Source organism: Curtobacterium sp. MCBD17_023 (genome assembly GCF_003224415.1).
Lineage (GTDB): Bacteria > Actinomycetota > Actinomycetes > Actinomycetales > Microbacteriaceae > Curtobacterium.
Map to the genome: position 1 here is coordinate 332414 of NZ_QKLJ01000004.1, position 26139 is coordinate 358552.

The 26139-nt window shown below is 71.2% G+C and carries 27 protein-coding genes and 1 tRNA gene; 12 read left to right on the forward strand and 16 right to left on the reverse strand.

Annotation, left to right across the window (positions count from 1 at the left end; genetic code table 11):
* Positions 1-62: 62 nt before the first annotated feature.
* The 3 genes from DEI84_RS08500 to DEI84_RS08510 are packed head-to-tail and all read right to left on the reverse strand — an operon-like array spanning position 63 to position 3282.
* Complete coding sequence (locus DEI84_RS08500; RefSeq protein WP_110890400.1) at positions 63-1001, reverse strand: carbohydrate ABC transporter permease; 939 nt, start codon at positions 999-1001, stop codon at positions 63-65.
* Positions 998-1981, reverse strand: coding sequence for a carbohydrate ABC transporter permease (locus DEI84_RS08505; protein WP_110890401.1), 984 nt, complete (start codon positions 1979-1981; stop codon positions 998-1000). The genes DEI84_RS08500 and DEI84_RS08505 overlap by 4 nt, the downstream gene beginning before the upstream one ends.
* The gene (locus DEI84_RS08510; protein ID WP_110890402.1) at positions 1978-3282 is read right to left on the reverse strand and encodes a glycoside hydrolase family 125 protein; all 1305 of its coding nucleotides are present in this window, start codon (positions 3280-3282) and stop codon (positions 1978-1980) included. The genes DEI84_RS08505 and DEI84_RS08510 overlap by 4 nt, the downstream gene beginning before the upstream one ends.
* Positions 3283-3422: 140 nt before the next feature.
* Between DEI84_RS08510 and DEI84_RS08515 the strand changes: the two genes are divergently transcribed.
* Positions 3423-4961: a glycoside hydrolase family 76 protein gene (locus DEI84_RS08515; protein WP_110890403.1), complete on the forward strand. Its 1539-nt coding sequence runs from the start codon at positions 3423-3425 to the stop codon at positions 4959-4961.
* 182 nt (positions 4962-5143) lie between these two features.
* Here the strand turns inward: DEI84_RS08515 and DEI84_RS08520 are convergent, their stop codons facing one another.
* The 5 genes from DEI84_RS08520 to DEI84_RS08540 all read right to left on the reverse strand — a co-directional run bounded on the left by DEI84_RS08520 (position 5144) and on the right by DEI84_RS08540 (position 9184).
* The gene (locus DEI84_RS08520; protein ID WP_181420391.1) at positions 5144-5803 is read right to left on the reverse strand and encodes a TetR/AcrR family transcriptional regulator; all 660 of its coding nucleotides are present in this window, start codon (positions 5801-5803) and stop codon (positions 5144-5146) included.
* A gap of 26 nt (positions 5804-5829) precedes the next feature.
* Positions 5830-6300: a MarR family winged helix-turn-helix transcriptional regulator gene (locus DEI84_RS08525; RefSeq protein ID WP_146236333.1), complete on the reverse strand. Its 471-nt coding sequence runs from the start codon at positions 6298-6300 to the stop codon at positions 5830-5832.
* Positions 6301-6304: 4 nt separating this feature from the next.
* Positions 6305-8014: an MDR family MFS transporter gene (locus DEI84_RS08530; RefSeq protein WP_375537647.1), complete on the reverse strand. Its 1710-nt coding sequence runs from the start codon at positions 8012-8014 to the stop codon at positions 6305-6307.
* Between the two features lie 475 nt (positions 8015-8489).
* Positions 8490-9008 carry a hypothetical protein gene (locus DEI84_RS08535; RefSeq protein ID WP_146236334.1) on the reverse strand — a complete coding sequence of 173 codons (519 nt, stop codon included), beginning with the start codon at positions 9006-9008 and terminating at the stop codon, positions 8490-8492.
* The gene (locus DEI84_RS08540) at positions 9005-9184 is read right to left on the reverse strand and encodes a hypothetical protein (RefSeq protein WP_110890407.1); all 180 of its coding nucleotides are present in this window, start codon (positions 9182-9184) and stop codon (positions 9005-9007) included. The genes DEI84_RS08535 and DEI84_RS08540 overlap by 4 nt, the downstream gene beginning before the upstream one ends.
* Before the next feature lie 140 nt (positions 9185-9324).
* Here DEI84_RS08540 and DEI84_RS08545 point away from each other — a divergent pair, with 140 nt between their 5' ends.
* Together DEI84_RS08545 and DEI84_RS08550 are read left to right on the forward strand one after the other, a co-directional pair.
* A complete protein-coding gene (locus tag DEI84_RS08545; protein WP_110890408.1) occupies positions 9325-9723 on the forward strand; it encodes a hypothetical protein in 399 nt (132 codons plus the stop codon).
* Between the two features lies 1 nt (position 9724).
* Complete coding sequence (locus DEI84_RS08550) at positions 9725-10096, forward strand: hypothetical protein (RefSeq protein ID WP_110890409.1); 372 nt, start codon at positions 9725-9727, stop codon at positions 10094-10096.
* 27 nt (positions 10097-10123) lie between these two features.
* Here DEI84_RS08550 and DEI84_RS08555 read toward each other — a convergent pair.
* Positions 10124-10195: transfer RNA gene (locus tag DEI84_RS08555), tRNA-Gln, on the reverse strand.
* A gap of 79 nt (positions 10196-10274) precedes the next feature.
* On the opposite strand from DEI84_RS08555, the gene DEI84_RS08560 reads away from it, so the two are divergent.
* Positions 10275-10769: a MarR family winged helix-turn-helix transcriptional regulator gene (locus DEI84_RS08560; RefSeq protein WP_110890410.1), complete on the forward strand. Its 495-nt coding sequence runs from the start codon at positions 10275-10277 to the stop codon at positions 10767-10769.
* Positions 10770-10799: 30 nt separating this feature from the next.
* Here DEI84_RS08560 and DEI84_RS08565 read toward each other — a convergent pair whose 3' ends face one another.
* The 7 genes from DEI84_RS08565 to glp all read right to left on the reverse strand — a co-directional run bounded on the left by DEI84_RS08565 (position 10800) and on the right by glp (position 17038).
* Complete coding sequence (locus DEI84_RS08565; protein ID WP_110890411.1) at positions 10800-12668, reverse strand: ABC-F family ATP-binding cassette domain-containing protein; 1869 nt, start codon at positions 12666-12668, stop codon at positions 10800-10802.
* Between the two features lie 330 nt (positions 12669-12998).
* Positions 12999-13397 carry a PLD nuclease N-terminal domain-containing protein gene (locus DEI84_RS08570; protein WP_110890413.1) on the reverse strand — a complete coding sequence of 133 codons (399 nt, stop codon included), beginning with the start codon at positions 13395-13397 and terminating at the stop codon, positions 12999-13001.
* Between the two features lie 292 nt (positions 13398-13689).
* Positions 13690-14325 (reverse strand): hypothetical protein, encoded by a 636-nt coding sequence (locus DEI84_RS08575; RefSeq protein ID WP_110890415.1) that lies wholly within the window; start codon positions 14323-14325, stop codon positions 13690-13692.
* A gap of 37 nt (positions 14326-14362) precedes the next feature.
* Positions 14363-14800, reverse strand: coding sequence for a molybdenum cofactor biosynthesis protein MoaE (locus tag DEI84_RS08580; RefSeq protein ID WP_110890417.1), 438 nt, complete (start codon positions 14798-14800; stop codon positions 14363-14365).
* Positions 14797-15315: a molybdenum cofactor biosynthesis protein B gene (locus DEI84_RS08585; protein ID WP_110890419.1), complete on the reverse strand. Its 519-nt coding sequence runs from the start codon at positions 15313-15315 to the stop codon at positions 14797-14799. Before DEI84_RS08585 ends, DEI84_RS08580 begins: the two co-directional genes overlap by 4 nt.
* Entirely contained in the window at positions 15312-15782 is a 471-nt protein-coding gene (gene moaC / locus DEI84_RS08590; protein ID WP_110890421.1) for a cyclic pyranopterin monophosphate synthase MoaC, read from the reverse strand. The genes DEI84_RS08585 and moaC overlap by 4 nt, the downstream gene beginning before the upstream one ends.
* Entirely contained in the window at positions 15779-17038 is a 1260-nt protein-coding gene (gene glp / locus DEI84_RS08595) for a gephyrin-like molybdotransferase Glp (RefSeq protein ID WP_258371738.1), read from the reverse strand. Before glp ends, moaC begins: the two co-directional genes overlap by 4 nt.
* Positions 17039-17162: 124 nt before the next feature.
* On the opposite strand from glp, the gene DEI84_RS08600 reads away from it, so the two are divergent.
* The 8 genes from DEI84_RS08600 to DEI84_RS08635 all read left to right on the forward strand — a co-directional run bounded on the left by DEI84_RS08600 (position 17163) and on the right by DEI84_RS08635 (position 26135).
* Positions 17163-18023, forward strand: coding sequence for an MTAP family purine nucleoside phosphorylase (locus DEI84_RS08600; protein ID WP_110890423.1), 861 nt, complete (start codon positions 17163-17165; stop codon positions 18021-18023).
* Positions 18020-19090 carry an NAD(P)-dependent oxidoreductase gene (locus tag DEI84_RS08605; RefSeq protein WP_110890424.1) on the forward strand — a complete coding sequence of 357 codons (1071 nt, stop codon included), beginning with the start codon at positions 18020-18022 and terminating at the stop codon, positions 19088-19090. Before DEI84_RS08600 ends, DEI84_RS08605 begins: the two co-directional genes overlap by 4 nt.
* Before the next feature lie 310 nt (positions 19091-19400).
* Entirely contained in the window at positions 19401-20135 is a 735-nt protein-coding gene (locus DEI84_RS08610; RefSeq protein ID WP_110823548.1) for a glycosyltransferase family 2 protein, read from the forward strand.
* Positions 20132-20812, forward strand: a complete 681-nt coding sequence (locus DEI84_RS08615) for a DUF2064 domain-containing protein (RefSeq protein WP_258371739.1) — start codon at positions 20132-20134, stop codon at positions 20810-20812. The genes DEI84_RS08610 and DEI84_RS08615 overlap by 4 nt, the downstream gene beginning before the upstream one ends.
* Complete coding sequence (locus DEI84_RS08620) at positions 20809-21477, forward strand: bifunctional 2-polyprenyl-6-hydroxyphenol methylase/3-demethylubiquinol 3-O-methyltransferase UbiG (protein WP_110890426.1); 669 nt, start codon at positions 20809-20811, stop codon at positions 21475-21477. The genes DEI84_RS08615 and DEI84_RS08620 overlap by 4 nt, the downstream gene beginning before the upstream one ends.
* A gap of 39 nt (positions 21478-21516) precedes the next feature.
* Positions 21517-21837, forward strand: coding sequence for a hypothetical protein (locus DEI84_RS08625; RefSeq protein WP_110890428.1), 321 nt, complete (start codon positions 21517-21519; stop codon positions 21835-21837).
* Between the two features lie 155 nt (positions 21838-21992).
* A complete protein-coding gene (pgm, locus tag DEI84_RS08630) occupies positions 21993-23612 on the forward strand; it encodes a phosphoglucomutase (alpha-D-glucose-1,6-bisphosphate-dependent) (RefSeq protein WP_110890430.1) in 1620 nt (539 codons plus the stop codon).
* Between the two features lie 210 nt (positions 23613-23822).
* Entirely contained in the window at positions 23823-26135 is a 2313-nt protein-coding gene (locus DEI84_RS08635; protein ID WP_181420392.1) for an MDR family MFS transporter, read from the forward strand.
* The last annotated feature ends 4 nt before the right edge of the window (positions 26136-26139 follow it).

Below are 26139 nucleotides of genomic sequence, written 5' to 3' on the forward strand. Positions count from 1 at the left end.
GTGTGCTTTCTGGTGCGTGGGGTACCGGACGGATCCGGCGTCCCCGGGGTTGGCGGGAGGACTTACTTGTTGCCGGCGTGCGCGATGCCCTCGATGATCCAGCGCTGCGCGAAGATGAACACGACCAGCACCGGGAGCATCGTGATGATCGTCCCGGCCATGAGCGGGCCGTAGTTCGTCGTGTAGTTGTTCACGAACCCCGCGAGTCCGACCTGGACGGTCATCATCTTCGGGTCGTTGAGGACGATCAGCGGCCAGAGGAAGTTGTTCCAGCCGGCCTGGAAGCTGAGCAGGCCGAGGACGGCGAGCCCGGCCTTCGTCAGCGGGAAGTAGATGAGCGCGAAGATGCGGAACTCACCCGCACCGTCGATGCGCGCTGCTTCCCCGAGCTCGTCGGGCAGCGACTCGAAGAACTGCTTCATGAAGAACACCGCGAACGCACCGGCGGCGCCGGGGACGATGACCGCCCAGTAGGTGTTGATGAGCCCGAGGCCACCGTTGCCGCTGAGGTCGTTCCCACCGAGCAGGGGGAAGTGCCGGAGGATGAGGAACGTCGGGATCATCGTGACGATGCTGGGCACCATGAGCGAGGACAGGAACGTGAAGAACACCGCCTGGCGTCCGGCGAACCGCAGCTTCGCGAGGGCGTACCCGGCGAGGGAGCCGAAGAACAGGTTCGCGACGGCTCCCCCGACGCCGAGGACGAGGGAGTTGACGAAGTAGCGGCCGTACGGGACGGTCGTCACCGCCTGCACGTAGTTGTCGATGGTGGGGCGCTGTGGGATCAGCGACAGCGAGTGCGCGAGGATCTCGCCGGCCGGCTTGAGCGAGGTCGCGAGCGTCCAGATGAGCGGTGCGACCGTGACGACGCTGACCAGGCAGACCCCGACCCACCAGGCGATCGTCTTCGTCCGCTTGACGGCCGCAGCACGGCGTCGCTGCTGGTGACGGTCCCGCTCGTTGACGGTGCCGGACGGGGGAAGGGTGGCTGTGGCGGTCATCGTTCGGTGTCCCGGTTCGTGAGGCGGGCGTTGACGAGGGAGAACGCGAGGATGATCACGAACAGGATGAACGACAGCGCGGACGCGTAGCCCATCTGCAGCGACCCGAACCCGCGGTCGTAGATGTAGTAGACGATGGTCACGGTCGAGTTCCCGGGTCCGCCCTTGGTCAGCACGTACGCCTGGTCGAAGACCTGGAAGGCGTTGATGATGAGCAGGGTGGAGACGAGGAACGTGGTGCGGCGGATGCCCGGCAGGACGACGTACCGGAAGACCTGCCACGCGTTCGCGCCGTCGAGCCGGGCGGCTTGGCGGAGGTCCGGTGAGACGCCCTGCAGACCGCCGAGGACGATCATCATGTTCCCGCCGAAGCCCGCCCAGACGCTCATCATGACGATCGCGAACATCGCCCAGTGCGAGTCGTACAGCCACGCCGGTCCGTTGATGCCGAACCAGCTCAGGGCCTCGTTGAGGAGACCGTGCTGGGGGTTGAGCACCCAGTACCAGACCGTCGCGGTCGCCACGGTCGACGAGACGACCGGGATGTAGAACAGCGTGCGGAAGACGCGGACCGCCCGGCCACTGCGGTTGAGCAGCAGGGCCGTGGCGATCGCGATGACCAGACCGAGCGGCACGTAGAGCACCGTGTACAAGACGGTGTTCCCCAGTGCCGTCCAGAAGAACGGGTCGGATGCGATGTCGACGTAGTTGTCGAAGCCGGTCCAGGTGAGGGGGCCGATGACGGCGTAGTCGCTGAGGCTGACGACGGCCGCGATGACCACGGGCAGCGCCGTGAAGAGCACGAACAACGCTCCCGGCAGCGCGAGGAACAGCCAGGCGGCGCGGGTCTGCTGCTTCCGGGTCGCACTGACGCCGCTCCCCCGTTCCGTCCGCCGTCGCTTCGGCTGCTCGGCGGTGAGGGCGTCGTCCGCTTCGCTCGCGACGACGGCCTGCTCCTCCGGCGTGGTGACGACGCTCATCGTGCACTCCGTTCCGGCTCCGGTACCGGCGTGGCTGCGGTCCGGAGTCCCGCGAGGTCGAGCACGAACTCGCAGAACATCGCGTTGGCCCAGGAGAACCAGGGGCGCGTGTACTCGTTGGGGTCGTCGACGTCGAACGACTCGTGCATGAGCTGCGTGCCCGCGTGGGTCGTACAGAGCTGCCGCAGGAGTCCGGCGCGCTCGTCGGGGTCGGTGGCGGTGAGCCCCTGCACGGCGAGCGCGATCGGCCAGACGTTGCGTCCCGGGGTGTGCGGGCTGCCGATCCCGCTCCCGATCGCGCCGCGGAACCAGTACGGGTTCGTCGGCGACAGGACGGCGGCGCGTGTGCGTCGGTAGAGCGGGTCGTCGCGGTCGCACCACCCGAGCATCGGCAAGGCGAGGAGACTCGGCACGTTGGCGTCGTCCATGAGCAGGACGTTCCCGGTGCCGTCGACCTCGTAGGCCAGGACCACGCCGTGGTCCGGGTGGTCGACGATGCCGGAGGAACGGATGGCCGCGTCGATCTCGTCGGCGAGCGCGGTCGCCCGACGAGCCAGCTCGTCGTCGGCGAAGACGGCGCTGGCGAGCACGGCGACGTGCCGGAGCTCCGCGACGGCGAACGCGTTGCCCGGGATGTTGTAGCCGAGCGTCGTGGCGTCGTCGCTCGGTCGGAACGCGCTCCAGGTCAGTCCGGTGCGGACGGTCACCGGTCCACGGCCGTCACGGACGAGGGTGTCGCTCGGCAGCAACGGGTCGGGCCGTTCGAACCGGTAGGGCGAAGCGGTCTCGTGGTCCTGTTCGACCGTCCACAGGTCGATGGCCGTGGTGGCGACCTCGGCGAACCGGGCGAGGTGGTCGGTCCGCCCGGTGCGCTCCCAGAGGTCGTACGCGAGTCGGATCGGGTAGCAGAGCGAGTCGATCTCGTACTTGCGCTCCCACACCCACGGGTCCATGGCGGTGACGTCGTCGGCGTGCCCTGCGCCGTCAGGCGCACGGTTGAAGGCGTTGGCGTAGGGGTCGACGAGGACGTACTCGAGCTGCCGGCGAGAGACCGAGGCCACGGTGTCCGCCAGCGCCGCGTCCTCGCCGACGAAGTGCAGGTAGGGCGTGAGTTGGGCGGTCGAGTCGCGCAGCCACATCGCCGGGATGTCGCCGGTGATCATGAAGGTCGTCCCGTCCGACATCGTCGTCATCGTCGTCGACAGGGTGTTCGCGAAACAGTTCGCGAACAGTGCGCCGACCTCGGGCCCCATCCGGTCTTCGACCTGTCGGGCGACCCGGCCCACCAGGTCTGCATGCATCTGAGCCACGTTGCTCCCTTGACTTCCGCTGGTACTGCCTCAACTATATTGATCAGCCCGATCCACGCAAGAAGTAGTTCAAGTATACTTTTTGCGCCTGCGCAGGGCAGGGCGGATCAGCTCGGATCGAAGGAGATCCCATGCAGCACAGACTCGCCGGCCTGCTCATCGCCGGCGCCGTGGCCGCGACGGCGCTCACCGGCGTCGGCCTCGCGACCGACCCTGGTCGGGCCTCCGCCCTGACCACCGACCAGGCGACCGCCGCCTACGACGCCTTCATCGCCACCTACTGGGACCCGGACACGGAGTACTTCACGACGTACAGCGACCGGCAGGTCCACCAGGAGCACGCCGTCGGGCCGCAGGGAGGGCTCTACACCGACTACTGGTGGGAGGCCCAGAACTGGGAGGCGGTGATGGACCGGTACGCACGCACCCACGACGCGGCGAGCCGCCGGATGATCGACGACGTCTTCGACGGGTGGCGGGCCGCGTACCCGGACTTCCGGCAGAACGACTGGAACGACGACATGGGCTGGTGGGCGCGCGGTGCCGTCCGCGCGTACGAACTCACCGGGGAGCAGCGGTTCCTCGACGAGGCCGAGGAGATCTTCGGGTACATCGCGCAGTACGAGGACACCACCTACGGGGGCGGCATCTGGTGGAAGAACGTCGACGTGGGCGACGGGAGCAGGAACGAGAAGAACGTCGCGACGAACGGCACCGCCGTCCAGACCGCGCTCCGGCTCTACGCGGCCACCGGGGACACCACCTACCGCGACACCGCAGAGCGCATCTTCACCTGGCTGCAGGGCCAGTTCGACCGCAACGGACACATCCGTGACCACGTGAGCGGGACCGGGCAGTTCACCGACTACGACTGGACGTACAACCAGGGCCAGTACGCCGGCGCAGCCCTGCAGATGTACCTGCTCACGCACGACCAGCAGTACCTGACCACCGCCACACGGGCGGTCGACTGGGCGATCGCGAACCTCACGGTCGCGGGCACCTTCGTGAACGAGGGTTCGAGCGACACCCAGGGGTTCAAGGCGATCCTGACCCGGGACATCCGGGACCTCATCGACGATGCCGGGCAGACGCAGTACGAGTCCGTGCTCACCGCGAACGCTTCACAGGCCGCCGCACACGTCTCCCCCGAGGGCATCGGCGGCCCGGACTGGACCGCACCGACGCCGTCGATCGGCACGACGCAGCAGCAGTCCCTCGCGGCCTCGGCCACCGTCGCAGTGCTGCAGCAGGCCGTTCCGGACGGCTCGACCTCGGTGGTGCAGGGCGACGGCGTGTACCAGGCGGAGAACATCGACCACCCGGGCATCCCGACCGAGGCGTCGAACGCCGGGTACACCGGGCGGGGGTACCTCGCCGGATGGAACGCGGTGGGCACGACGGCGACCGCGCACGTGAACGTCACCTCCGCAGGGAGCCACACGCTCACCTTCCGGTACGCCGCGGCCGCCGGCACCGCGACCAGGACGGTCAGCATCGGAGGCGGGACACCCGTCGTCGTGACCTTCCCCGCGACCGGGTCGTGGTCCACCTGGGCGACGGTCACCGTGCCCGTGCAACTCGGCGCCGGGTCGAACGCGGTGGCTGTCTCCTGCGCCTCGAGCAGCGGCGACTACCTGAACCTCGACCGGGTGACCGTCTCGCTCTGACCGAGCGGCGCCTCGGGGCGACGACGACGCCGGGACCGGCGAGAGGCCCCCACTCGTCAGGGTGGGGGCCTCTCGCATCGGCGACCCGACCGGGATCCGCACCCGCATCACCGCCGTGGGGAGGCAGCGTCCCGGGCGGTCGGCTGGAGCTCCACAGGCTCAGCCCGCGGCGCCTCCCGGCGTCAGGACGTCCGGCCCCGAGGTCCGCCGGTGACGACCTCGGCGGTCGAACGGATCGCGTCGGCGATCGGGCGGACCCCGTGCGCCAACTCGACGCTGTCGAGTTCGCCGCGGGCGAGCATGGTCCGCACCACCGAGACACACATCGCGACGAGCACCGGCGCGACGACGGCGCTGCTCTCCGCGGTCGACCCGCGGCGGAGGAGGAGGTCGGTGACCGACACGGATGCGGTCCGCACGGACGCCTTCCAAAACGGCCGGAACTCGTCGAGGAGCTCCGGGAACCGGACGAACACCTCGCGACGCAGGTCCGTGTTCGTGCTGTCGACCTGACGGCCGAGGACGGCGACGACGATGGCCACCACCGCGTCGACGACGTCGGCGGGGAGCTGGTCCAACTCGTCCGCGGTCAGCGCACGCGCTGTCCCTGGGATCACCCCGGCGATCGCCGCTTCCTTGTTCGGGAAGTAGTTGAAGAACGACCGTGGCGAGATGTCGGCCTCACGCGCGATGGCGTCGATCGTCAGACCGTCGATGCCGGCATCGAGGCTCCCGACACGCGCTGCCAGGATGATCCGACGGCGCGTCTCCTCCCGCTTGCGTTCACGCAGTCCGACCGGTGCGGGGGCCGGGTCGCCGTCCAGCGCCGCGGTCTCCCCCACCGTTCCGTCTCCTCCACCGCGGGGGGTCACGACAGCGCAGCGAGCAGTCGTGCGAGGTCCTCGAGATCCGTGCGCGGCCAGGTCACGAGCCGCTCGCGGAAGGCTGAGCGGGCACTGGCCCGGATGCGCTGGACCCGCTCGACGGCGTCGGGCGTGGCGCGGACGACGACCGCACGGCGATCGACCGCGTGCCGTTCCCGCGTGACGAGCCCGAGCGCCTCGAGCGCGCTGAGTTGACGACTGAGGGCGGTCTTGTCGTACCCGAGCGCCTCCGCGAGTTCGCCCGCTCCGGTGCTGCCGTTGACCACGACCTCGAGGAGGACCCGGTAGCCGGCCGGCTGCAGCTCCATCTGAGCGGCCTGCTCGCGCATCGTGCGCCGGGTCGAGCCGGCCAACGCCAGGAACTGCCGTTCGACGGCGGCGATCGCGCGTTCGGTCGCGTCGAGCGCCAGGTCCTCGGCGGACGCCCGCAGGGGGTCCGTGGCCGCGTCGGTCATCACATCAGTGTCGGGCACGCCGCTCGCCGCCGTCCTGGGAGTCCGCCGACTGGATCGTCGGGTTGGACCCGGTCACGGTGCCGACGCCGGCGAAGTCCTCGGCAGCACCGGCGACCGGTCCAGCGTCGGTCGAGCGCTCGGCGACGGTCTTCGTGGTGAGCGGCACGTTCGGCATGAAGGCGATCGCCAGGACGAGCAGGACCGCGATCGGGGCGGCGATGAGGAAGATCTCGGCGACGCCCTGGCCGTACGCCGACTCGATGATCTGACGTACGCCCTTCGGGAGCGAGCTGACGGCGGGGATGCTGCCGGACGACAGCTCCTTCGCGACGGCGGCGCCCTTCTCGCCGAGCGCGGCGATCGCCCTCGTCAGGGCGTCCTGCTTGTCGCTGATGGCGTCCGCCACGCGGGTCCCGAGGACCGTTCCGAGGACCGAGACGCCGATCGCGCCGCCCAGGGAGCGGAAGAACGCGACGCCGGAGGAGGCAGCGCCGATGTTCCTCGGTTCGGTCGTGTTCTGCACCACCAGGACGAGGTTCTGCATGACGAGTCCGACGCCGCTCCCCATGACGAACATGTAGACCGCGACGACGACGTACTGCGTGTCGTACGCGATCGTCCCCATGAGAGCGAGTCCGACGACGAGGGCGACCGAACCGATGAGCATGATCGGCTTCCACTTGCCTGTCCTGGTCACCAGAGCACCACCGACGGTCGAGGCGATGAGCAGACCGGCGATCATCGGGATCGTCAGCAAGCCGGACTGCGTCGGGGTGGCACCACGGGCGAGCTGCATGTACTGCGCCAGGTAGACGGTGGCGCCGAACATCGCGATGCCGACGGCGATGGAACCGATGACCGCCATCGTGAACGTGCGGCTCCGGAAGAGCGTCATCGGGATGATCGGCTCCTCCGCGCGGAGCTCGATGAAGACGGTGGCCGCGAGCAGGACGGCCGCACCGATGACCATCACGAACGAGGTGGGCGAGACCCAGTCGAAGTTCTTGCCGGCGAGGGTGACCCAGATGAGCAGGAGCGAGACGCCGCCGGCGATGGTCGCGATGCCGAGGTAGTCGATGGAGACCTTGCGCTCCGGCAGGGTCCGGAGCTTCAGGGTGACCTGCAGCAGGATGATCGCCGCGACCGCGAAGGGCACGCCGACGAAGAAGTTCCAGCGCCACCCGAGCGTGTCGGTCAGCAGTCCGCCGAACAGCGGGCCGCCGACGGTGCCGACGGCCATCACCGCGCCGAAGTAGCCGCCGTACCGGCCGCGCTCACGCGGGCTGATGATGTCGGCCAGGATGATCTGGCTGAGCGCGGTGAGCCCACCGGCGCCGAGACCCTGCACGACTCGGAACGTGATGAGCGTGCCGGGGTTCTCCGAGAACCCCGCGAGCGCAGAGCCGAGGACGAAGATCACGAGCGAGAGCTGGATGAGCAGCTTGCGGTTGAAGAGGTCGGCGAGCTTGCCCCAGACCGGCGTCGAGACGGTCGTGGCGAGGAGCGTCGAGGTGACGACCCACGTGTAGGCGCTCTCGCCGCCGCCGAGGTCACCGATGATCTTCGGCAGGGACGTGCTGACGACGGTCGACGCGAGGATCGCGACGAACATGCCGAGCAGGAGCCCGGAGAGCGCTTCGAGGACCTGTCGGTGGGACATGGCCGCGGGTTCGGTCGGGTGCAGCTGTGCTGCTGCGGCATCGGGACGGGACATCGTGACTCCAGGACGAGGGATGCCGCGCTGCACCCGAATGATTGACGACGGTCAACTATCGTCGTTTGATTGCTCTTTGTCAACCAAGGACCACCGGCGGGGCGCACCGTCCGCTGCGCCAGCGCCCGCAAAGACGTCCGTGCCGCCGCCGTCGGTCCGGACTTGGCAGACCTCCCACAGCGCTCACCGGTGGTCCGGTCACTGACGTTCGTCATCGTGATGTGCTCCTCGAGCACAGCTGCACCGACTCCCGCACCAGCGTCCCGGCGCCGGCCTTTGACCGCCACCCGGCTGCCTGGCAGGCTCTGGGAAGAACCAGACCTTGGGGCACGTCACTTCGTCTTGATGAACAAGCCGTAGTTCTGGCTCGATGTTCGATGCGGCGCGTACGTAGAGCACGGACTTTGCCGCTCAGTGCCCGGTGGAGAACCGTGCGGACGTCGCCATCCCGCGGTTGCGTCACCCCGCGGTCGCGTCACCCCGCGGTCGCGTCACCTTGACGACGAACCATGTCCTCGTAGTCACCCTCGGCGCACTCTGACTCGGCCGTCAACGCGTACCCACGAGGGTCGGCGGTGAAGTCGACGGAAGTCGTCGGACCGCCGGCGCCACGGATCCCCACGATCGGGTCCGTACCGCCGCTCTGGTACCGCTCAGTGGTCACACCCCGCTGCTTCCACAGCTGTTCGATGGCGTCGACGTCAGCGTGCGGGTCGTCCCCGGCCTGACGATCGACGATGACGACCCACGAGACGCCGTCGTCACCGTCGCCCGTCGTGCACGGGCTGAGACCCGGACCTCCCCGGGGCTTCCAGTCTCCGCCGAGCGCCGTCGTCGAGCGGTCGACGAAGGTGGTGACGGACTGCTCCGCCTCATCGGGCGTGACCGAGGTCGCGCTCGTCTCGTTCGGTTGCACCGGTGTTCCTCCACAACTGGTCAAAAGGAGCGCCGCTGCTGCGAGGACAGCGCTCGCGGCGCGGGTCTTGGAGGTCATCGTTTCCTCGTCTGCACGTGCCACAGAGTGGGCTGCCGGTGGGCGTCCTGCTCATCGAACCACGTCGGCTCTCCTGAGCGCGCGGCGGTCATCCGCGCCGCATGGATGGCCGACGCCGACGAGATGTCGTCCGGGACACCCGCGGATGCGAGCGTGGTGAAGGTGTCGACGTGCACGCCAGCTTCGGTCAGGGCGATGGTCGCAGTGTCCGGCGTCGACCACCGCGACGGTCAGGACTCCACGAGCCCACAGTGGGACCAGATCGTAGACTGGTCGGAAGCAACCGTGTGTTGCACCGCGGGCCCGGAGTTCTGAAGTGGAACCGACCTACTACCTCTCATCGATGGAAGACGACCGATTCGATTCCGCGTTCCGGTGCGAGCTGGAGTCGAGGGCCCAACTCCCCAACGGCCATCACGCTCTCGTCGTCAATTGTGACCCGCCAGCGCTCGGCCAGGACCTCGGCTTTCCCGAGGGAGTCGCTCGACTCCTCCTCTGGAGCCGTTTCGAGGGGGACGACTTGTGGGCCTTCCCGACCTTCCCGCAGTTCGTGCAGATCTGTCTCCCCGACGTCGTCATCCCGCCCACGCGCATGCCGACCAGCATCGCGTGGGGCGAGCTCTACGCAACCAAGGCGGACGCGGAGGTGCAGTCGATGACCAAGCGACCGCACACGCCGACCCCCTGCGTCGATGGCGTGGATCCGGACTTCTGACATGCGAGAACTCTTCTTCCTCTCGTCCATGGACAGCAAGCGGTTCTCGTCCGTCTTCCGGTGCGAGGTGGAACGACCGATCGAGCTCCCGAACGGTCACCACGCACTGATGGTCAGCTGCGATCCGCCGGTGAACGGTCAGGAACTTGGCCACCCGCTCGGCATCGGGGAGTTGTTGCTCTGGAGTCGGTTCGAGGACGACGACCTGTGGTCGTTCCCCGCTTTCCCGCACTTCGTGCAGATCTGTTTGCCCGACGTGGACCTGCGTGTCGACGCCATGCCCGCGAGCATCGCTTGGGGCGAGATCTACGAGACCGAGGCAGACGCGCGCGCCCATGAGATGAGCGCTCGCCCGCACTCCTCGGCGGAGTGACCGAGTTGCTCGCCGATCGGTCCTGAGCTCCGCCTCCAGGATTCGAACCCGGACCTAACGGCACCAAAGGCCGTCGTGCTGCCATTACACCAAGGCGGAACGCCCCCGGAGGAGCCCGACCATCTTCCCATGTGCCCGACACTGGTCGTGCGCCGCCGATCCACGCCATGATGGACGGATGCCGCCAGAGGACGAGGTCGACCGGATCGTCGCGGCGTGGGGGCGGGAGCGCCCGGACCTGGACTTCGCGCCGCTCGACGTGCTGTCGCGGGTCGATCGGCTCGCCCGGCACCTGGACCGCGCCCGACGTCAGGCGTTCGAGGCGGGCGGGACGGAGCCGTGGGAGTTCGACGTCCTGTCGGCGCTGCGGCGCGCGGGCGACCCGTACGAGTTGAGTCCCAAGGCGCTGCTCCAGCAGACCCTGGTGACGAGCGGCACGATGACGAACCGGGTGGACCGCCTCGCCGCCCGCGGGCTCGTCGCCCGCCGGACGGATCCCCGTGACGGTCGCGGTGTCCTGGTGACGCTCACCGACGCCGGTCGCGCTGCCGTCGACGCGGCGATCGCCGACCTGCTGCAAGCCGAGCGGGACATCCTCGCCGGCCTGTCCGCGGGTGAGCAGGACCAGCTCGCGGGCCTGCTGCGGCGCCTCATCCTCGGCCTCGGTGACTGACGCCGACCGGCACTGCCGTTGGAGCCCGGGCTAGACCCCGAGCTGCTCCGCCACCTCGAGCCACCGCTCCTCGAGCTGCTCCACCTCGGCATCGAGGTCGGCGAGCCGTCCCTGCAGCTTCCCGAGCCCCTCGTAGTCGGATTGGTCGTGCGTCGCGAACGAGTCGAGCAGCTTCTTCCGGTCGTCCCCGAGCTTGGCGATCCGACGGTCGAGGGCCGACATCTCCTTCTCGACGGTACGGCGCTCGGAACCGGACAGGGTCGGCGCAGCGGCCGGAGCCGAGCCGGTCCCCGCTGCCGGACGCAGCCCCGAGGCGGCGGCGACCGCGGACGCACCGGCGGTGTCGGGCCTCCCGGCCGAAGCGGCGGCAGCCGCCGACGCCGTCGTACCGCCGCTGCCGGAGGCGCGCAGGCGCATGTACTCGTCGACACCGCCGGGTAGGTGGCGCAGGTGCCCGCCGAGGACGGCGTACTGCTGGTCGGTCACGCGCTCCAGCAGGTACCGGTCGTGGCTGACGACGAGGAGGGTGCCGGGCCAGGTGTCGAGCAGGTCCTCCATCGCCGCGAGCATGTCGGTGTCGAGGTCGTTCGTGGGCTCGTCGAGGATCAGGACGTTCGGCTCGTCGAGCAGGATGAGCATGAGCTGCAGGCGGCGCTTCTGCCCACCGGACAGGTCCTTTACCGGGGTCGACAGCTGCTCGGACGTGAAGCCGAGGCGCTCGAGCAACTGCGACGGCGTCATCTCCTTGCCGTCGGCGACGTAGCTCGTCTTCTTGCGGGCGACGACCTCGCGGACGCGGTCCTCGGCGAACTGCTGCAGGTCGGCGAGCTGCTGGTCGAGTACCGCGATCTGCACGGTCTTGCCCGTCTTCACCCGGCCCGTGGTCGGCTGGAGCTTCCCGGAGACGAGGTTGAGCAACGTCGACTTGCCGGCGCCGTTCGGGCCGAGGATGCCGGTGCGCTCCCCCGGGGCGATGCGCCACTCGACGCCCTCGATGATCATCGCGCCGTCGAACGAGACGCCCGCGTCGATGAGGTCGACGACGTCCTTGCCCAGGCGCGCCGTCGCCGTCTGGGACAGGGCGACGGTGTCACGGATCGGCGGGACGTCGTCGATGAGGGCGTTCGCCGCGTCGATGCGGAACTTCGGCTTGCTCGTCCGCGCCGGGGCACCGCGGCGGAGCCATGCGAGCTCCTTGCGCGCCAGGTTCTGCCGGCGCTGCTCGCTCGACGCCGCCTGCCGGTCACGTTCGACGCGCTGCAGGATGTACGCCGCGTAGCCGCCCTCGAAGGGTTCGACGACGCCGTCGTGCACCTCCCACGTGTCGGTCGACACCGCGTCGAGGAACCACCGGTCGTGGGTCACGACGACCATCCCGCCCTGGTTCGACGACCAGCGGCGGTTGATGTGCTCGGCCAGCCACTGGATGCCCTCGACGTCCAGGTGGTTCGTCGGCTCGTCGAGGAACAGCACGTCCCAGTCACCGACCAGCAGGCGCGCCAGGGCCACCCGCCGACGCTGCCCACCGGACAGTTCGTCGACGGTCTCGTCCCACGGGATGTCCGACACCAGGCCGCCGATGACGTCGCGGATCTTCGGGTCGCCCGCCCACTCGTGCTCGGCGAGGTCACCGACGACGACCTGCCCGACCGTCATGCCCTCAGGCAGGACGTCGCGCTGGTCGAGGTACCCGATCGTCACCCCGCGGCGGTGCGTCACCCGGCCGGTGTCCGGCTCGAGCCGCTGCGCGAGGAGGGCGAGCAGCGTCGACTTGCCGTCACCGTTGCGCCCGACGACGCCGATCCGGTCGCCCTCGTCGAGGCCGATGGTCACGCTGTCGAAGACGACACGGGTGGGGAACTCGAGATGCACGTTCTCGGCGCCGAGGAGATGAGCCACTCGACCAGGGTAGGCGGGCGCGGGGGCGCGCCGCGCCGCGGGCGGCGTGGCGACGAGCTGTCGGCCGGGATCGGCGGCGGGCAGGGGGCTCGGGTGCGGAGGCCGGAGGCCGGGCGGCATGGCGGCCGGGGCCGGCATGGCGACCGGAGGCCGGGCAGCGCGGCGGCCGGGGGCTCGGGTCCGGAGGCGCGGCGGCGAGCTGTCGGCCGGGCTCGGCGGCGCGGTCCGGATCCGGCCAGCGGCATCCGGTCCGAACCGCGGACGCCCGTGGTTCGGTCCGGAGTTCGTCGTGCGGGTCCGCGCGGCGCCGGACCGTCCTGGAGGCTCGGCTCAGCTCGCGGGGCTCGGGTCGCCCTCGCCAGCGGCTTCCTTCGCCCGCTTCAGGCGCGCCTGGGCTTCCCAGTACTCGATCTCACGTTCGAGCTCGGCGAGTTCCTGCTCCGTGCCGGAGATCCGCTTGTCCCCGTGTGCGACCTTGGCGGCGCCGAGCGTGGCGTACCCGTCCTCGTGGCGCTTCGGTTCGACGTACCGGCCGTGGTTCCTGGGGCCGGCGCTCCAGTCGTGGCCGATCGCGAACCACACGATGCTGCCGACGAACGGCAACAGGATCACGAGGATGATCCAGGCGACCTTCGGCAGGCCGCGGACCTCGCTGTCGGGGCGCGTGATGATGTCGATCAGGGCGAACACGAGCAGGACGACGCTCACGCCGGACAGCAGGATTCCCATGGTCCGGATACTAGGGAGTCGCGAGGCGGCGGCGCTACGCCCGTGTTCACGGGGCGGTGCCGCGGGCCGACTCCTGCGCGGAACCGACAGATCACCGCGGAAGTCCGGCGGCCTTCTGTCGGTTTCGCGGCTGAACGCGGCGGTCCAGCGTGGCCAGCCCAGCGCAGCCGGCCCAGCGCAGCCGGCCCAACACAGCCAGCTCACCGCGGCCAGGCCGGCGGAGCCGGCCCGGCGCAAGCGGCCCAGCGCAGCCGGCCCGGCCGAGCCGACCCGGCGCCGCCGGGCGCACGGGTCAGGGGCGTTCGGCGGCTGCTTCCCAGGGCGTCGGCGACGACCGCAGCGCTCGTCGGACCCGGGCGACGTCGAGCCCCGCGTACAGGGCGGCTCCTGCCGACAGGACGGCCGCGACGCCGTACAACGCGCCACCCAACGGGGCCGCGGTCGAGCTCCCGACGGCGAGGGCGGCCAACAACGCCGAGTACCAGGTCGACTGTTCGGTCTTATCGGGAGCCGCTCGGAGCACGGCAGCCGCGCGGACGATCCGGAGTCGGTCCTCCGGTGCGCGGACTCTTCCGTCCACGGCAAGGGCGACGGCGTGCCGCTCCCGCGCGGACAGCACCGTCGTCACCGTCGGGAACGCGGTCCCGACGACCCGTCGACTGCGCGCGGCGACGACCAGGCGGACGACGACGGACGCGACGGTCGCTCCGACGAGGACCATCGCGACGACGAAGTGCGCCTCGTCGTCCTCCCCGCGTGGCAGCAGCACGAGCCCGGCGATCGCGACCAGGAGCGCCGCCAGGCCGAGTCCGAGGCTCCACTTCGCCCAGGGCGTCACCCGAAGGAGTGACTGCTCGTGGGCGAGCACGCGTTCGGCATCATCGTCCGCTGCGGCCCACCGTCGGGTCACCAGGTCGTCGACGCTCACGACTCCCGATCGGACACCACTGCGCGCACCGCCGTCATCAGAGCGCCGCCACCCACTCGTCCGTCCCGTCGGTGAAGCGCTGGTGCTTCCAGATCGGCACCTGTTCCTTGACGAGGTCGACGAGCGCCCCGCACGCCGCGAACGCTTCAGCGCGGTGCCCCGACGCCACCGCCGCGGCGAGCGCCACGTCCCCGATGCCGAGCGCGCCGACACGGTGCAGCACGGCGATGCGGACCTCCGGGTGCTGCTCCGCGATGGTCCGGGCGACCTCGGCGATGACCTCGCCGGCGCTCGGGTGCCGTTCGTAGTCGAGCGCGGTGACGCCCTTCCCGCCGTCGTGGTCGCGGACGACCCCCGCGAAGGTGACGACCGCGCCGTCGTGGTCGGAGGCGACGACCCGCGAGACCTCGTCCACCGTGATGTCGCGGTCGACGACGTCCGCGACGACCACGCGGTCCGCGGCTCCGGCACTCACGAGGCGCTCCGGGGAGCGTGACCGTCACCGTGCAGCTGAGCGAGCAGGTGGTCGAGCAGGCCGTCGAGCACGGCCAGGCCGTCCGCCACCCCGCCACGGGACCCCGGCAGCGTGACGACGAACGTGCCGCCCCCGACGATGCCGGCGACGCCACGGCTGAGGAGCGCGGTCGGTCCGGCTCCGGCCAGTCCCCGCCGGCGGATCTCCTCGACGATGCCGGGCAGTTCCAGGTCGAGCAGGGGTGCGACGGCCTCCGGGGTGCGGTCGGTCGGGGTGACGCCGGTCCCGCCCGTCGTGATGACGACCCGTGCGCCACCGGTGACGGCAGCGGCGAGGGTGTCGGCAACGGGACCACGGTCGGCGACGATCACCGGGTCACCGACGGTGAACCCGCGGTCGCGCAGCCAGTCGGCGATGACCGGCCCCGTGCGGTCGAGGGCCGGGCCTGTGGCGGCCGAGGTCGACACCACGACGACGGAGGCCCGTCCACGGTCCGGGACGCCCGTGTCGCTCATCGGGCACTCCAGTCGCCGGAGCGGCCGCCGCGCTTCTCGAGCACTCGGACGTCGGTGATCGAGGCCTTCTTGTCGACCGCCTTCACCATGTCGTAGACGGTGAGCGCGGCGACGCTCGCACCGGTCAGGGCCTCCATCTCGACGCCCGTGCGCGAGGTCGTCCGCACGGACACCTCGACGACGACTCGGTCGTCGGCACCGGAGATGTCGACCTCGACGCCGGCGATCGGCAGCGGGTGGCAGAGCGGGATGAGGTCCGAGGTCTTCTTGACGGCCATGATCGCCGCGATGCGGGCGGTGCCGATGACCTCGCCCTTCGGCAACGAGCCGTCCAGGATGCGTGCGACGACGTCGGGCCGGGTGACGAGCGTCGCGGTGGCGGTCGCGGACCGGGCGGTCACGTCCTTATCGGAGACGTCGACCATGTGGGCGCTGCCGTCGGCGCGGACGTGGGACAGGTCGGTCATCGGATGCTCCAGACGGTCAGGGGGTCGCCCGGCTCGACGCTGGCGACACCGACGGGGACGTGGACGAGGTGCGTGGCTTCGGCGTAGTGCCAGAGCAGGTGGGAACTCGGGCCCCCGACGAAGTGCACGCGGCCGTCGACGACGGTCCCGCGACGGACCTGGTGCTTGCCCGCGGGCGAGGTCGCGGGCTCGGCCGCCGACAGGTCCGCGGTCGGACGGTGCTCCGGCAGCCCGACGGCGCGGGCGAGGACCGGGCGGAGGAACACCTCGAACGAGACGAGCGCCGAGACGGGGTTGCCGGGGAAGGCGACCACCGGGACCGTTCGGCCGGCGACCGGGACCGGTCCGAGCGCCTGCGGCCCGCCCGGCTGCATCGCGACCGGGGTCACGACGAGTCCGCGGGGTCCGAGAGCCTGCCGGACGACCTCGTACGCACCCGCGCTGATCCCCCCGGTGGTGAGCACGACGTCCGCCCAGTCGCCCACGGCGTCGTCGAGGGCGCCGAGGAACCGGTCGGGGTCGTCGGGGACCCGGACCCGGCGCGTGTCGACCCCGACCTCGGCGAGCGCGGCGGAGAGTGCGACCCCGTTCGCGTCGCCGATGGCGGCCCCGGCGCGCAGGTCGGTGTCGGCCGTCGACCCGGGGTCGAGCAGTTCGCTGCCGGTCGACACGACGAGCACCCGCGGGCGCCGGACGACGTCGACCGTCGTCACGCCGGCGCCTGCCAGCGCACCGAGCACGGCCGGGGTGAGGGGTTGCCCGGCCCGGGCGATCGGAGCACCCGCACCCAGGTCGGAGCCGGCGACACGCACGAAGGACCCCGAGGCGAGATCGGCCGGCACCGGTACGTCCTCGGACTGCAGAGCGGCGGGGAAGGACCCGGCGGGCGTGGACTCGACCGGGAAGACGGCGTCCGCCCCGAAGGGCATCCGAGCACCGGTCATGATCGGGGCCGCGGTGCCCGCTCCGAGCGGCGGGGGCACGACCCCGGCCGGGATGGGTGCGCCCACCCGGACGGTCGTACCGGCGTCGGCGGCGCGGACGGCGAACCCGTCCATCTGGCTGTTGTCGAAGGCCGGCAGGGGCGTCGGCGCGAGCACGGTGGTGGCGAGCACGCGGTACCCGTGGCCGGCTCCGGACCCCACGGCCAGCGCGACGACCGACGACGACTCCGGCGGCAGCGACGACCCCGCGGTCGGCAGGGCCGGTCCCACGAGCGCCTGGACGGCGTCCCGGTGCTGACCGATCGTTCGCACGCGCGCCTCCGAATGGTCGTGACATGGCGCCGACAGGACGACGGCACCACACGCGGGCCGCTCCTGGCCCGCATCTGTAGCGTAACGACGGCGCCGACCAGCGCCGAGGACGACCGGAGGACCTGTGGAGAACGAGAAGACGACGACGATCGGCGTGATCGGCGGCTCGGGCCTGTACGAACTGTTCGAACCCGGCACCGCGGACGAGGTCGACGTCCCGACGCCGTTCGGCCCGACCTCCAGCCCGATCAGCATCGGCACGATGTCCGGCCGCCGGGTCGCCTTCCTCACCCGCCACGGCCGGGCCCACTCCGTCGCGCCCCACCGCATCGAGCACCGCGCGAACCTGTGGGCACTGCGCTCCCTGGGCGTCCGCGCCGTCGTGTCCTCGAGCGCCGTCGGCGGCCTGCACCCGGACTACGCCCCCGGGACCTTCGTCGTGACGGACCAGCTCATCGACCGGACCTGGGGCCGGGCCGACACCTACTTCGAGGACGAGGTCCAGCACCTCTCCTTCGCCGACCCCTTCGACCCGGTGCTCCGGCGCGCGGCGATCGACGCCGTCGCGGCGCTCGACGTGCCCTTCCGCCCGACCGGCACGTGCGTCGTCATCCAGGGCCCGCGGTTCTCGAGCCGCGCCGAGTCCGTCTGGATGCGCGAGGCCGGCGGCCACACGATCAACATGACGATGACGCCCGAGGTCCCGCTGGCCGCGGAGCTCGGCATCGGCACGGTGAACCTGTCCTTCGTGACCGACGCCGACGCGGGCCTGGCCCCGGTGACCGACGAGACGACGAGCACCGACGCCACGACCAACACCGCGGCGCCGGTCACGCACCAGGCCGTCATGGACCGTCTGGCCCGCGCGAACGAGGTCATCGTCCGCGCCATCGGCTCGATCGTCGCCGCGGTCCCCGAGGACTACACGCCGCGCGAACTCGTCCCGGCGAGCGCCAGCGCCCGCGTGATGGAGCTCCGCCCGTGACCCGGCTGCTCGTCACCGGCGGCGCCGGGTTCATCGGCTCCACGATCGTCCGGCAGGCCCTGGCGGCGGGACACGAGGTCCGCGTCCTCGACTCCCTCCGCACCGACGTGCACGGCGACCCGGAGGCCGTCGTCACCGCGCACCGGACCGCGGGGATCGAGCTCGTGCACGGCGACGTCCGTGACCGTGCCGCCCTGGACGCCGCGCTGCAGGACGTCGACGTCGTCTGCCACCAGGCGGCGAAGGTCGGCCTCGGTGTCGACTTCCAGGACGCGCCCGACTACGTCTCGAGCAACGACGCCGGCACCGCCCACGTGCTCGCCGCGATGGACCGTCTCGACATCGACCGGCTCGTGGTCGCGAGTTCGATGGTCGTCTACGGTGAGGGTGCGTACAGCACCGCCGACGGCGACCCGATGCGCCCGCCGGCCCGCCGCCGCGAGGACCTGGACGCCGGCCGCTTCGACCCGATCGGCCCCGATGGTCGACCGCTCCGCCCCGGGCTGATCGACGAGTCCGCCGCGCTGGACCCGCGGAACGTGTACGCCCAGACGAAGGTCGCGCAGGAGCAGCTCGCCTCGTCGTGGTCCCGCGCCACGGGCGGCCGCGCCGTCGCCCTCCGCTACCACAACGTCTACGGCCCGGGCATGCCGGCGAACACGCCGTACGCCGGCGTCGCGTCCCTGTTCCGCTCGGCGCTGGCGCGGGGCGAGGCGCCGCGCGTCTTCGAGGACGGGGCACAGCGCCGCGACTTCGTGCACGTCGACGACGTCGCGGGAGCGAACCTCGCCGCGATCGACGCGACCGGGTCCGCGCCGTCCGAGTCGTTCCGCGCCTTCAACGTCGGTTCGGGCACGGTGCACACCATCGGCGAGATGGCCGCCGCGATCGCCGGTCCGGAAGGTCCGCAACCGGTCGTGACCGGTGAGTACCGCCTGGGTGACGTGCGGCACGTGACGGCGTCGTCCTCACGGATCGCGGACGAGCTCGGCTGGCGTGCCCAGGTCGACTTCACCCGCGGCATGCGGGAGTTCGCGACCGCCCCGCTCCGGGCGGCCGTGCGTTAGGTCCGGGCTCCCGCGCGGCGGCGCCGGTCTGTCCCCCGAACAGGGCCGGGAGGCGCGTGGCGGCCCCGCCACGGGCCTCCCGGCTCCCACCCCCTCCGGGTGGGCACGGTCGCACCACAGCGCGGTCCGCCGCGCATCGGCACACCGCGGACGGTGCGCAGAACGGCCGTCGGGGGACGCGTTCACTGTCCCCCGACAGCCGGGATCGTGTTTGCTCGTGTGCATGACGCAACACCCCGCCGCCGACCCCGACGCCGGACCGCACCCCGAGGACGACAGCTCGACCAGTCGATCCGACGGAGGGCACCGAATGGTCTCCATGAGCGTCGACGTGATCCTCCCCTGCCTCGACGAGGCGGACGCCCTGCCGCAGGTGATCGGTCGGCTCCCCGAGGGCTACCGGGCGATCGTCGTCGACAACGGCTCGACCGACGGCTCGGCGGACGTCGCCCGCGCGCACGGCGCCCTCGTCGTGACGGAACCGGTCCGGGGGTTCGGCTCCGCCTGCGCCGCCGGGGTGGCAGCAGCGACCGCCGACTACGTCGCGTTCTGCGACGCCGACGCCTCGATGGACCCCGCCGAGCTCCCCGCCCTCGTGCAGCGCGTCGCGGACGGTCGGGTCGACCTCGCCCTCGGCCGCCGTGTCCCGACGAGCCGTGGCGCCTGGGCCCCGCACGCACGCTTCGCGAACCGCGTGCTCGCCGTCCTCATGCGACGTGCGACCGGATACCGACTGCACGACCTCGGCCCGATGCGCGTGATGCACCGCGAGGACCTCGTCGCCCTCGACCTCCGCGACCGCCGCAGCGGCTACCCGCTCGAGATGGTCCTCGCCGCCCACGCCGCCGGGTGGCGCGTCGACGAGTCGGACATCGGGTACGCGCAGCGCATCGGCGACAGCAAGGTCACCGGGACGCTCCGCGGGACGGTCAACGCCGTCAAGGACATGTCCCGCCTGCTCCGTGCGTACCGCCGGGAGGCCCGGACCCGCTCCGCCGCGCCCGTGTCGGTCCGCCAGCGCGTCGCCGCCGAGGCCCGCTCGTGACGGCCGCGCGCACCACGGGCGGACCCGGCACCGACGGGCCCGTGGGCATCACGGTCGCGGTCGTCGCGAAGGAGTGCCTGCCGGGCAGGGTCAAGACGCGCCTGACCCCGGCCCTCTCCCCCGAGGGCGCCGCACGGGTCGCCGCCGCGAGCCTCGCCGACACCCTCGCGACGGTCTCCGCGCTCCCCGCCGCCCGCCGGGTCCTGTTCTTCGACGGCGACGTCCTGCCCGAGGGTGCCGAGGGCTTCGACGTCGTCCACCAGCCCGGTGGCGGGCTCGACGAGCGCCTCGGGTTCCTGTTCGACACCGTGGACGAGCCGCTCCTGTTGGTCGGCATGGACACCCCGCAGGTGTCCGCCGACGCGCTCGCCCCGGTGTTCGCCGGTCCCGAGCGGGACGCGTGGTTCGGTCCGGCGGAGGACGGCGGGTTCTGGTCGCTGTACTTGCGCGAGCCGACCGGCGACCTGCTGCGTGGCGTGCCGATGTCGCAGGACGACACCGGGGCCGTGCAGCTCGAGCGTCTGCGGTCCGCCGGACGCGACACGGGCCTCCTGGCCGAACTGCTCGACGTCGACACGCTGCCCGACGCCGAGCGCGTCGCGGCCCTCGCACCCGCAACGCGGTTCGCCGCGGCCCTGGCCGCCGAGTCCGCGACCACCTCCGGAGGTGTCCGATGACCGACACGACCAGCACCGTCCAGGCCTTCGGGGCCGGTGGCGACGAGCCGTACGCCCGCGCACTGCGGTCCGACGGCCGGCTGCGCCTGACCGACCCCACGCGTCCCGGCGAGGTCGTCACGATGGACGTCGGCCGATGGAGCGCCGCCGCGGACCGTGTCGACGTGTCGTTGCTCGAGGGCGCCGACGGCCCGGTGATCGACCTCGGGTGCGGACCGGGCCGGATGCTCGTCGCCGCACTCCGGATGGGCCTGCCCGCGCTCGGTGTGGACGTCTCGGCGGAGGCGGTGGCGATCGCGCAGCGCTCCGGCGGTCGCGCGGTCCAGGGATCGGTCTTCGACCCGGTGCCGGACGAGGGCCGGTGGGACACCGCGCTCATCATCGACGGGAACATCGGCATCGGCGGCGACCCGGTCGCGCTCCTGTCCCGCGCCGCGCAGATCGTCCGGACGGGCGGCCGCGTGGTGGTCGAGACGAACCGCGACGCCGACGCCGACCGCACCTACACGGCCACGGTGACGGACGCGGACGGCCACGCCAGCTCGGCCTTCCCGTGGGCCGAGGTCGGCCTGCCAGCACTCCGTGCACACGCCGCCGCCGCGGGGCTGACCGCCCGTCAGAGTTGGACGGACGGCGGTCGGCACTTCTGCGAGCTCGTCGCCTGAGCCGTCCTTCTTTTGCATCATGCAAGAGAAGGACGTAGAGTGGTCGCAGCAGTCGACGGCGTCGCGGACGTCGACTCGACGGACGTGACACCTCGGCACGACAGCGAGGAGACCACCATGAACACCTTCCCCCTCGGCGGGACCTTCGTGAGCGGGCTCCGGCAGCGCGACGAGCACGGCACGTACACCTCGTCCGCGGACGCCCGGGCCGACACGATCGGGAGCTACACCGGGGTCGCCGTGGGCCGCCTCGGCCGCTTCGTGGACACGCAGTCCCGTCGGCCGAGCACGGTCACCGCGAGCACCCGCACCGTCACCGGCTCGGTCCGGACGGCCACGGGGTCGTTCCGCACCGCCTGACGCGCACCACTCCCCCAGACCGCGAGCGGTCGCACTCCCTGACGCCCCCCTTCGTCCGGGAAGGCGGCCGCTCGCTCCTCGTCCGGCAGGCGGCCGTCCTGCTCGTCCAGCGGTGACCCTGAACGCGTCCACCCGTCGGATGCCAGGATGGGCACATGAACGACCGTGCCGGCACCCCAGCGACCGCAGACGACCTCGTCGACCTCGACGCCCTCATCGCCGCGTACTACGACCGGGTCCCGGACGTCACGAACCCCGAGCAGAAGGTCGTCTTCGGCACCTCCGGCCACCGGGGCTCGTCGCTCGACACAGCGTTCAACGACACGCACATCGCCGCCATCACGCAGGCGATCGTCGAGTACCGCACCGCGCAGGGCACCGACGGCCCGCTCTTCATCGGCCGTGACACGCACGCGCTCTCCGGCCCGGCCGAGCGGACCGCGCTCGAGGTCCTCGCCGCGAACGGCGTGCACGTCCTCGCCGACGCCGACAACGGCTACGTGCCGACACCCGCGCTGAGCCACGCGATCATCGCCTACAACACGGCCGGCCACGACGACACCGCCGACGGCATCGTCATCACGCCGAGCCACAACCCGCCGCGTGACGGCGGCTTCAAGTACAACCCGCCGCACGGCGGCCCGGCCGACAGCGACGCGACGACGTGGATCGCGGACCGGGCGAACGCGATCATCGCCGGCGGCAACGCCGAGGTGCAGCGCGCCGAGCACGCCACGCACGACGGCTACGACTTCCTGCACAACTACGTCGCGGACCTCGAGAACATCATCGACATCGACGCGATCAAGCGCGCCGGGGTGAAGATCGGTGCCGACCCGCTCGGTGGCGCGTCGCTGCCGTACTGGAACCTCATCCGCGACCACTACGGCCTCGACCTCACCGTCGTGAACCCGGACGTCGACCCGACCTGGTCGTTCATGACGCTCGACTGGGACGGGAAGATCCGGATGGACCCGTCGAGCCCCTCCGCCATGGCCTCCGTGGTCGCGCGGAAGGACGACTTCGACGTCCTGACCGGCAACGACGCCGACTCCGACCGGCACGGCATCGTCACGCCGGACGGCGGGCTGATGAACCCGAACCACTACCTCGCCGTCGCGATCGAGTACCTGTACGCGCACCGCCCGCAGTGGCGCGAGGACGCGGCCATCGGCAAGACCCTGGTGTCGTCGAGCATCATCGACCGCGTCGCGGAGTCCCTCGGCCGTCGCCTGTGGGAGGTCCCGGTCGGGTTCAAGTGGTTCGTCCCCGGCCTGATCGACGGCTCGGTGGCCTTCGGCGGTGAGGAGTCCGCCGGGGCCTCGTTCCTCCGCAAGGACGGCACCGCGTGGACGACGGACAAGGACGGCATCATCCTGGCGCTCCTGGCGTCCGAGATCGTCGCCGTGACGGGCAAGACGCCGTCGCAGCTGTACGCCGAGCTGACCGAACGGTTCGGCGCCCCGGTCTACCAGCGGGTCGACGCCGCCGCCTCGAAGGAGCAGAAGGCGCGCCTCGGCAAGCTCGACGGCGACGCCATCCAGGCCGAGACCCTGGCCGGCGATCCGATCACCGCCAAGCTGTCGAAGGCACCGGGCAACGACGCGGCCGTCGGCGGCGTGAAGGTCGTCACCGACAAGGCGTGGTTCGCCGCCCGCCCGTCGGGCACCGAGGACGTCTACAAGATCTACGCCGAGAGCTTCGTCGGGCAGGAACACCTCGAGCAGGTGCAGCGCGAGGCCAAGGAGATCGTCGACGCCGCGCTGGGGGCCTGACACCGGCCGCCGTTCCGTGCACGCTGACCCCTGCCGTGCGCGCCGGGCCCCTGATGCGGGCCCTCGACGACCGCGATGCGGGCCTCCAGTCCAGCCGCACGTCGGGCTGTGGACGGCTGCCGATCCCCACAGGAACGCCCCGCCGGAGCACGCCGTGCGTGCGGCGGTTGTAACTTTGCACGCAGCGCAAAGTCCTCGGGAGTCCCGCACATGACACAGACCGCGACCGCACCCGCGGCCCCCACCACGGCGTCGAACGCCGTGATGAACCACCGCCAGATCCTCCTGGTGATCTACGGCCTCATGGCCGGCATGTTCCTCGGCGCCCTCGACCAGACGATCGTCGGCACGGCCATCCGCACCATCGGCGACGACCTGCACGGGCTCGACCAGCAGGCGTGGGTGACGACCGGGTACCTGATCGCCTCGACGATCACGACGCCGATCTACGGCAAGCTCTCCGACCTGTTCGGTCGGCGACCGCTGTTCATCACGGCCATCGGCATCTTCATCATCGGCTCGCTCGCGGCCTCGTTCTCGACGTCCATGCTCATGCTCGCCGGCTTCCGTGCACTGCAGGGCCTCGGCGCCGGTGGCCTGATGTCGCTGCCGCTGGCGATCATGGGCGACATGCTCGCGCCGCGTGAACGCGCCAAGTACCAGGGCTACTTCCTCGCCGTGTTCGGCATCTCCTCCGTCATCGGGCCACTGGTCGGCGGTGTCTTCGCCGGCGCCGACGACCTGCTGTTCGTCACCGGGTGGCGGTGGGTGTTCCTCATCAACGTCCCGATCGGCGTCATCGCGCTGTTCATGGTCTTGACGTTCCTGCACCTGCCGGCCTTCGGCGAGCGCCGGAAGCCGCGCATCGACTGGTGGGGTGCCAGCCTCGTCATCGTCACCCTCGTGCCGCTGCTGCTCATCGCCGAACAGGGCCGCGACTGGGGCTGGGACTCCCCCGGCGCCGTCGCCTGCTACGGCATCGGCGCACTCGGGCTCATCGCGTTCGTCATCGTCGAGCGTGCGATGGGGGACGACGCGATCCTGCCGCTGAAGCTCTTCGGCTCGCACGTGTTCTCGATGGCAGCCGTCCTGTCCGTGCTCATCGGCTTCGGCATGTTCGGCGCGATGCTGACCATCCCGCTGTACCTGCAGATCGTCAAGGGGGTCACCCCGACCGAGTCCGGCTTCGCGATGCTGCCCATGGTCCTCGGCCTGATGATCTCCTCGATCGCATCGGGACAGATCGTCTCGCGCACGGGCAAGTACCGCATCTTCCCGGTCACCGGCACGGCCTTCACCGCCGTCGGCTACACGGTCCTGACGTTCCTGACCGCTGACCGTCCGCTGTGGTTCCTCATGACCGGGATGTTCCTCATCGGCCTCGGGCTCGGACAGCTCATGCAGACGCTGACCCTCGCGGCGCAGAACTCGGTGAGTCCGCGGGACATCGGTGTCGCCACCAGCGCCGCGACGTTCTTCCGACAGATCGGCGGCACGATGGGCACCGCCGTGCTGCTCTCGGTGCTGTTCAGCCTGATGCCGACCAACATCTCCGGGGCGCTCCAGAACGAGTCCGACCTCAAGAGCGCCCTGAACGCGGCGCTGAACCCCGCGGTGGCGAACGCCGAGCAGAACGCGGGCGTGATGGACCAGATCTGGGACCCGATCGTCACGCCGGTCAAGCGGAACGTGCAGGACGGTCTCGACCAGGGCGCCGTACAGGCCAAGCGCGCGGCGGACCAGGCCGTCACCGAGCGGGTCACCGCGGCCGTCCAGCAGCAGGTCGCCGCCGGACGTGTCCCCGCCGCGGCCGCCGACACGGTCATCGCCCAACAGGTCGACGACGCGAAGGGTGCCGCCGAGCAGCAGGCACTGCGGGCCGCCGCCGCGAAGGCGAACGCCGAGGTCGTCGACGGCACGCTGCAGGTCGACTACTCCGACGCCGACCAGCGTCGTGACGTCGTCGACGCGGTGGCGCCGGAGCTCGTCGACCAGCTCCGCGACGGGAAGGGCGGGACGTCGTCGACCACGTCGTCCACCAACGACACGTCCTTCCTCAACGGCGCCGACCCGCGACTGAGCCGTCCGTTCCTGGTCGGGTTCAGCGACTCCGCCGTGACCGTCTACTGGGTGGGTCTGGCCGTCGTCCTCGTGGCGTTCGTCCTCACGTGGTTCTTCCGCGTGCCGCCGCTCCGGAAGACCTCGGCCCTGCAGGAGCAGGCCGACGCCGCACGGAAGAGCGCCGACGACGACCGCCTGACCGTCGACGCGCAGCAGGCCGCCGCGGGGTCGGGTTCGCTCGTCTCCCCCGACACCGGCTCGACGGCGGTCGTGCCCACCTCCCCCGACGTCCTGCCGGCGGCGACGACGCACGGAGCGCACGCGGCGTCGACCCCGGTGGACGAGCCTCCGACGCTGACCGGCGCGATCCGGACGCAGCACGGCGCCCACGCTGCCGGCGCGGCTCCGGTCCCCCCGTCGGGCCACGACGACCACCCGCACGGTCGCCACAGCGCCGAGTAGCTGC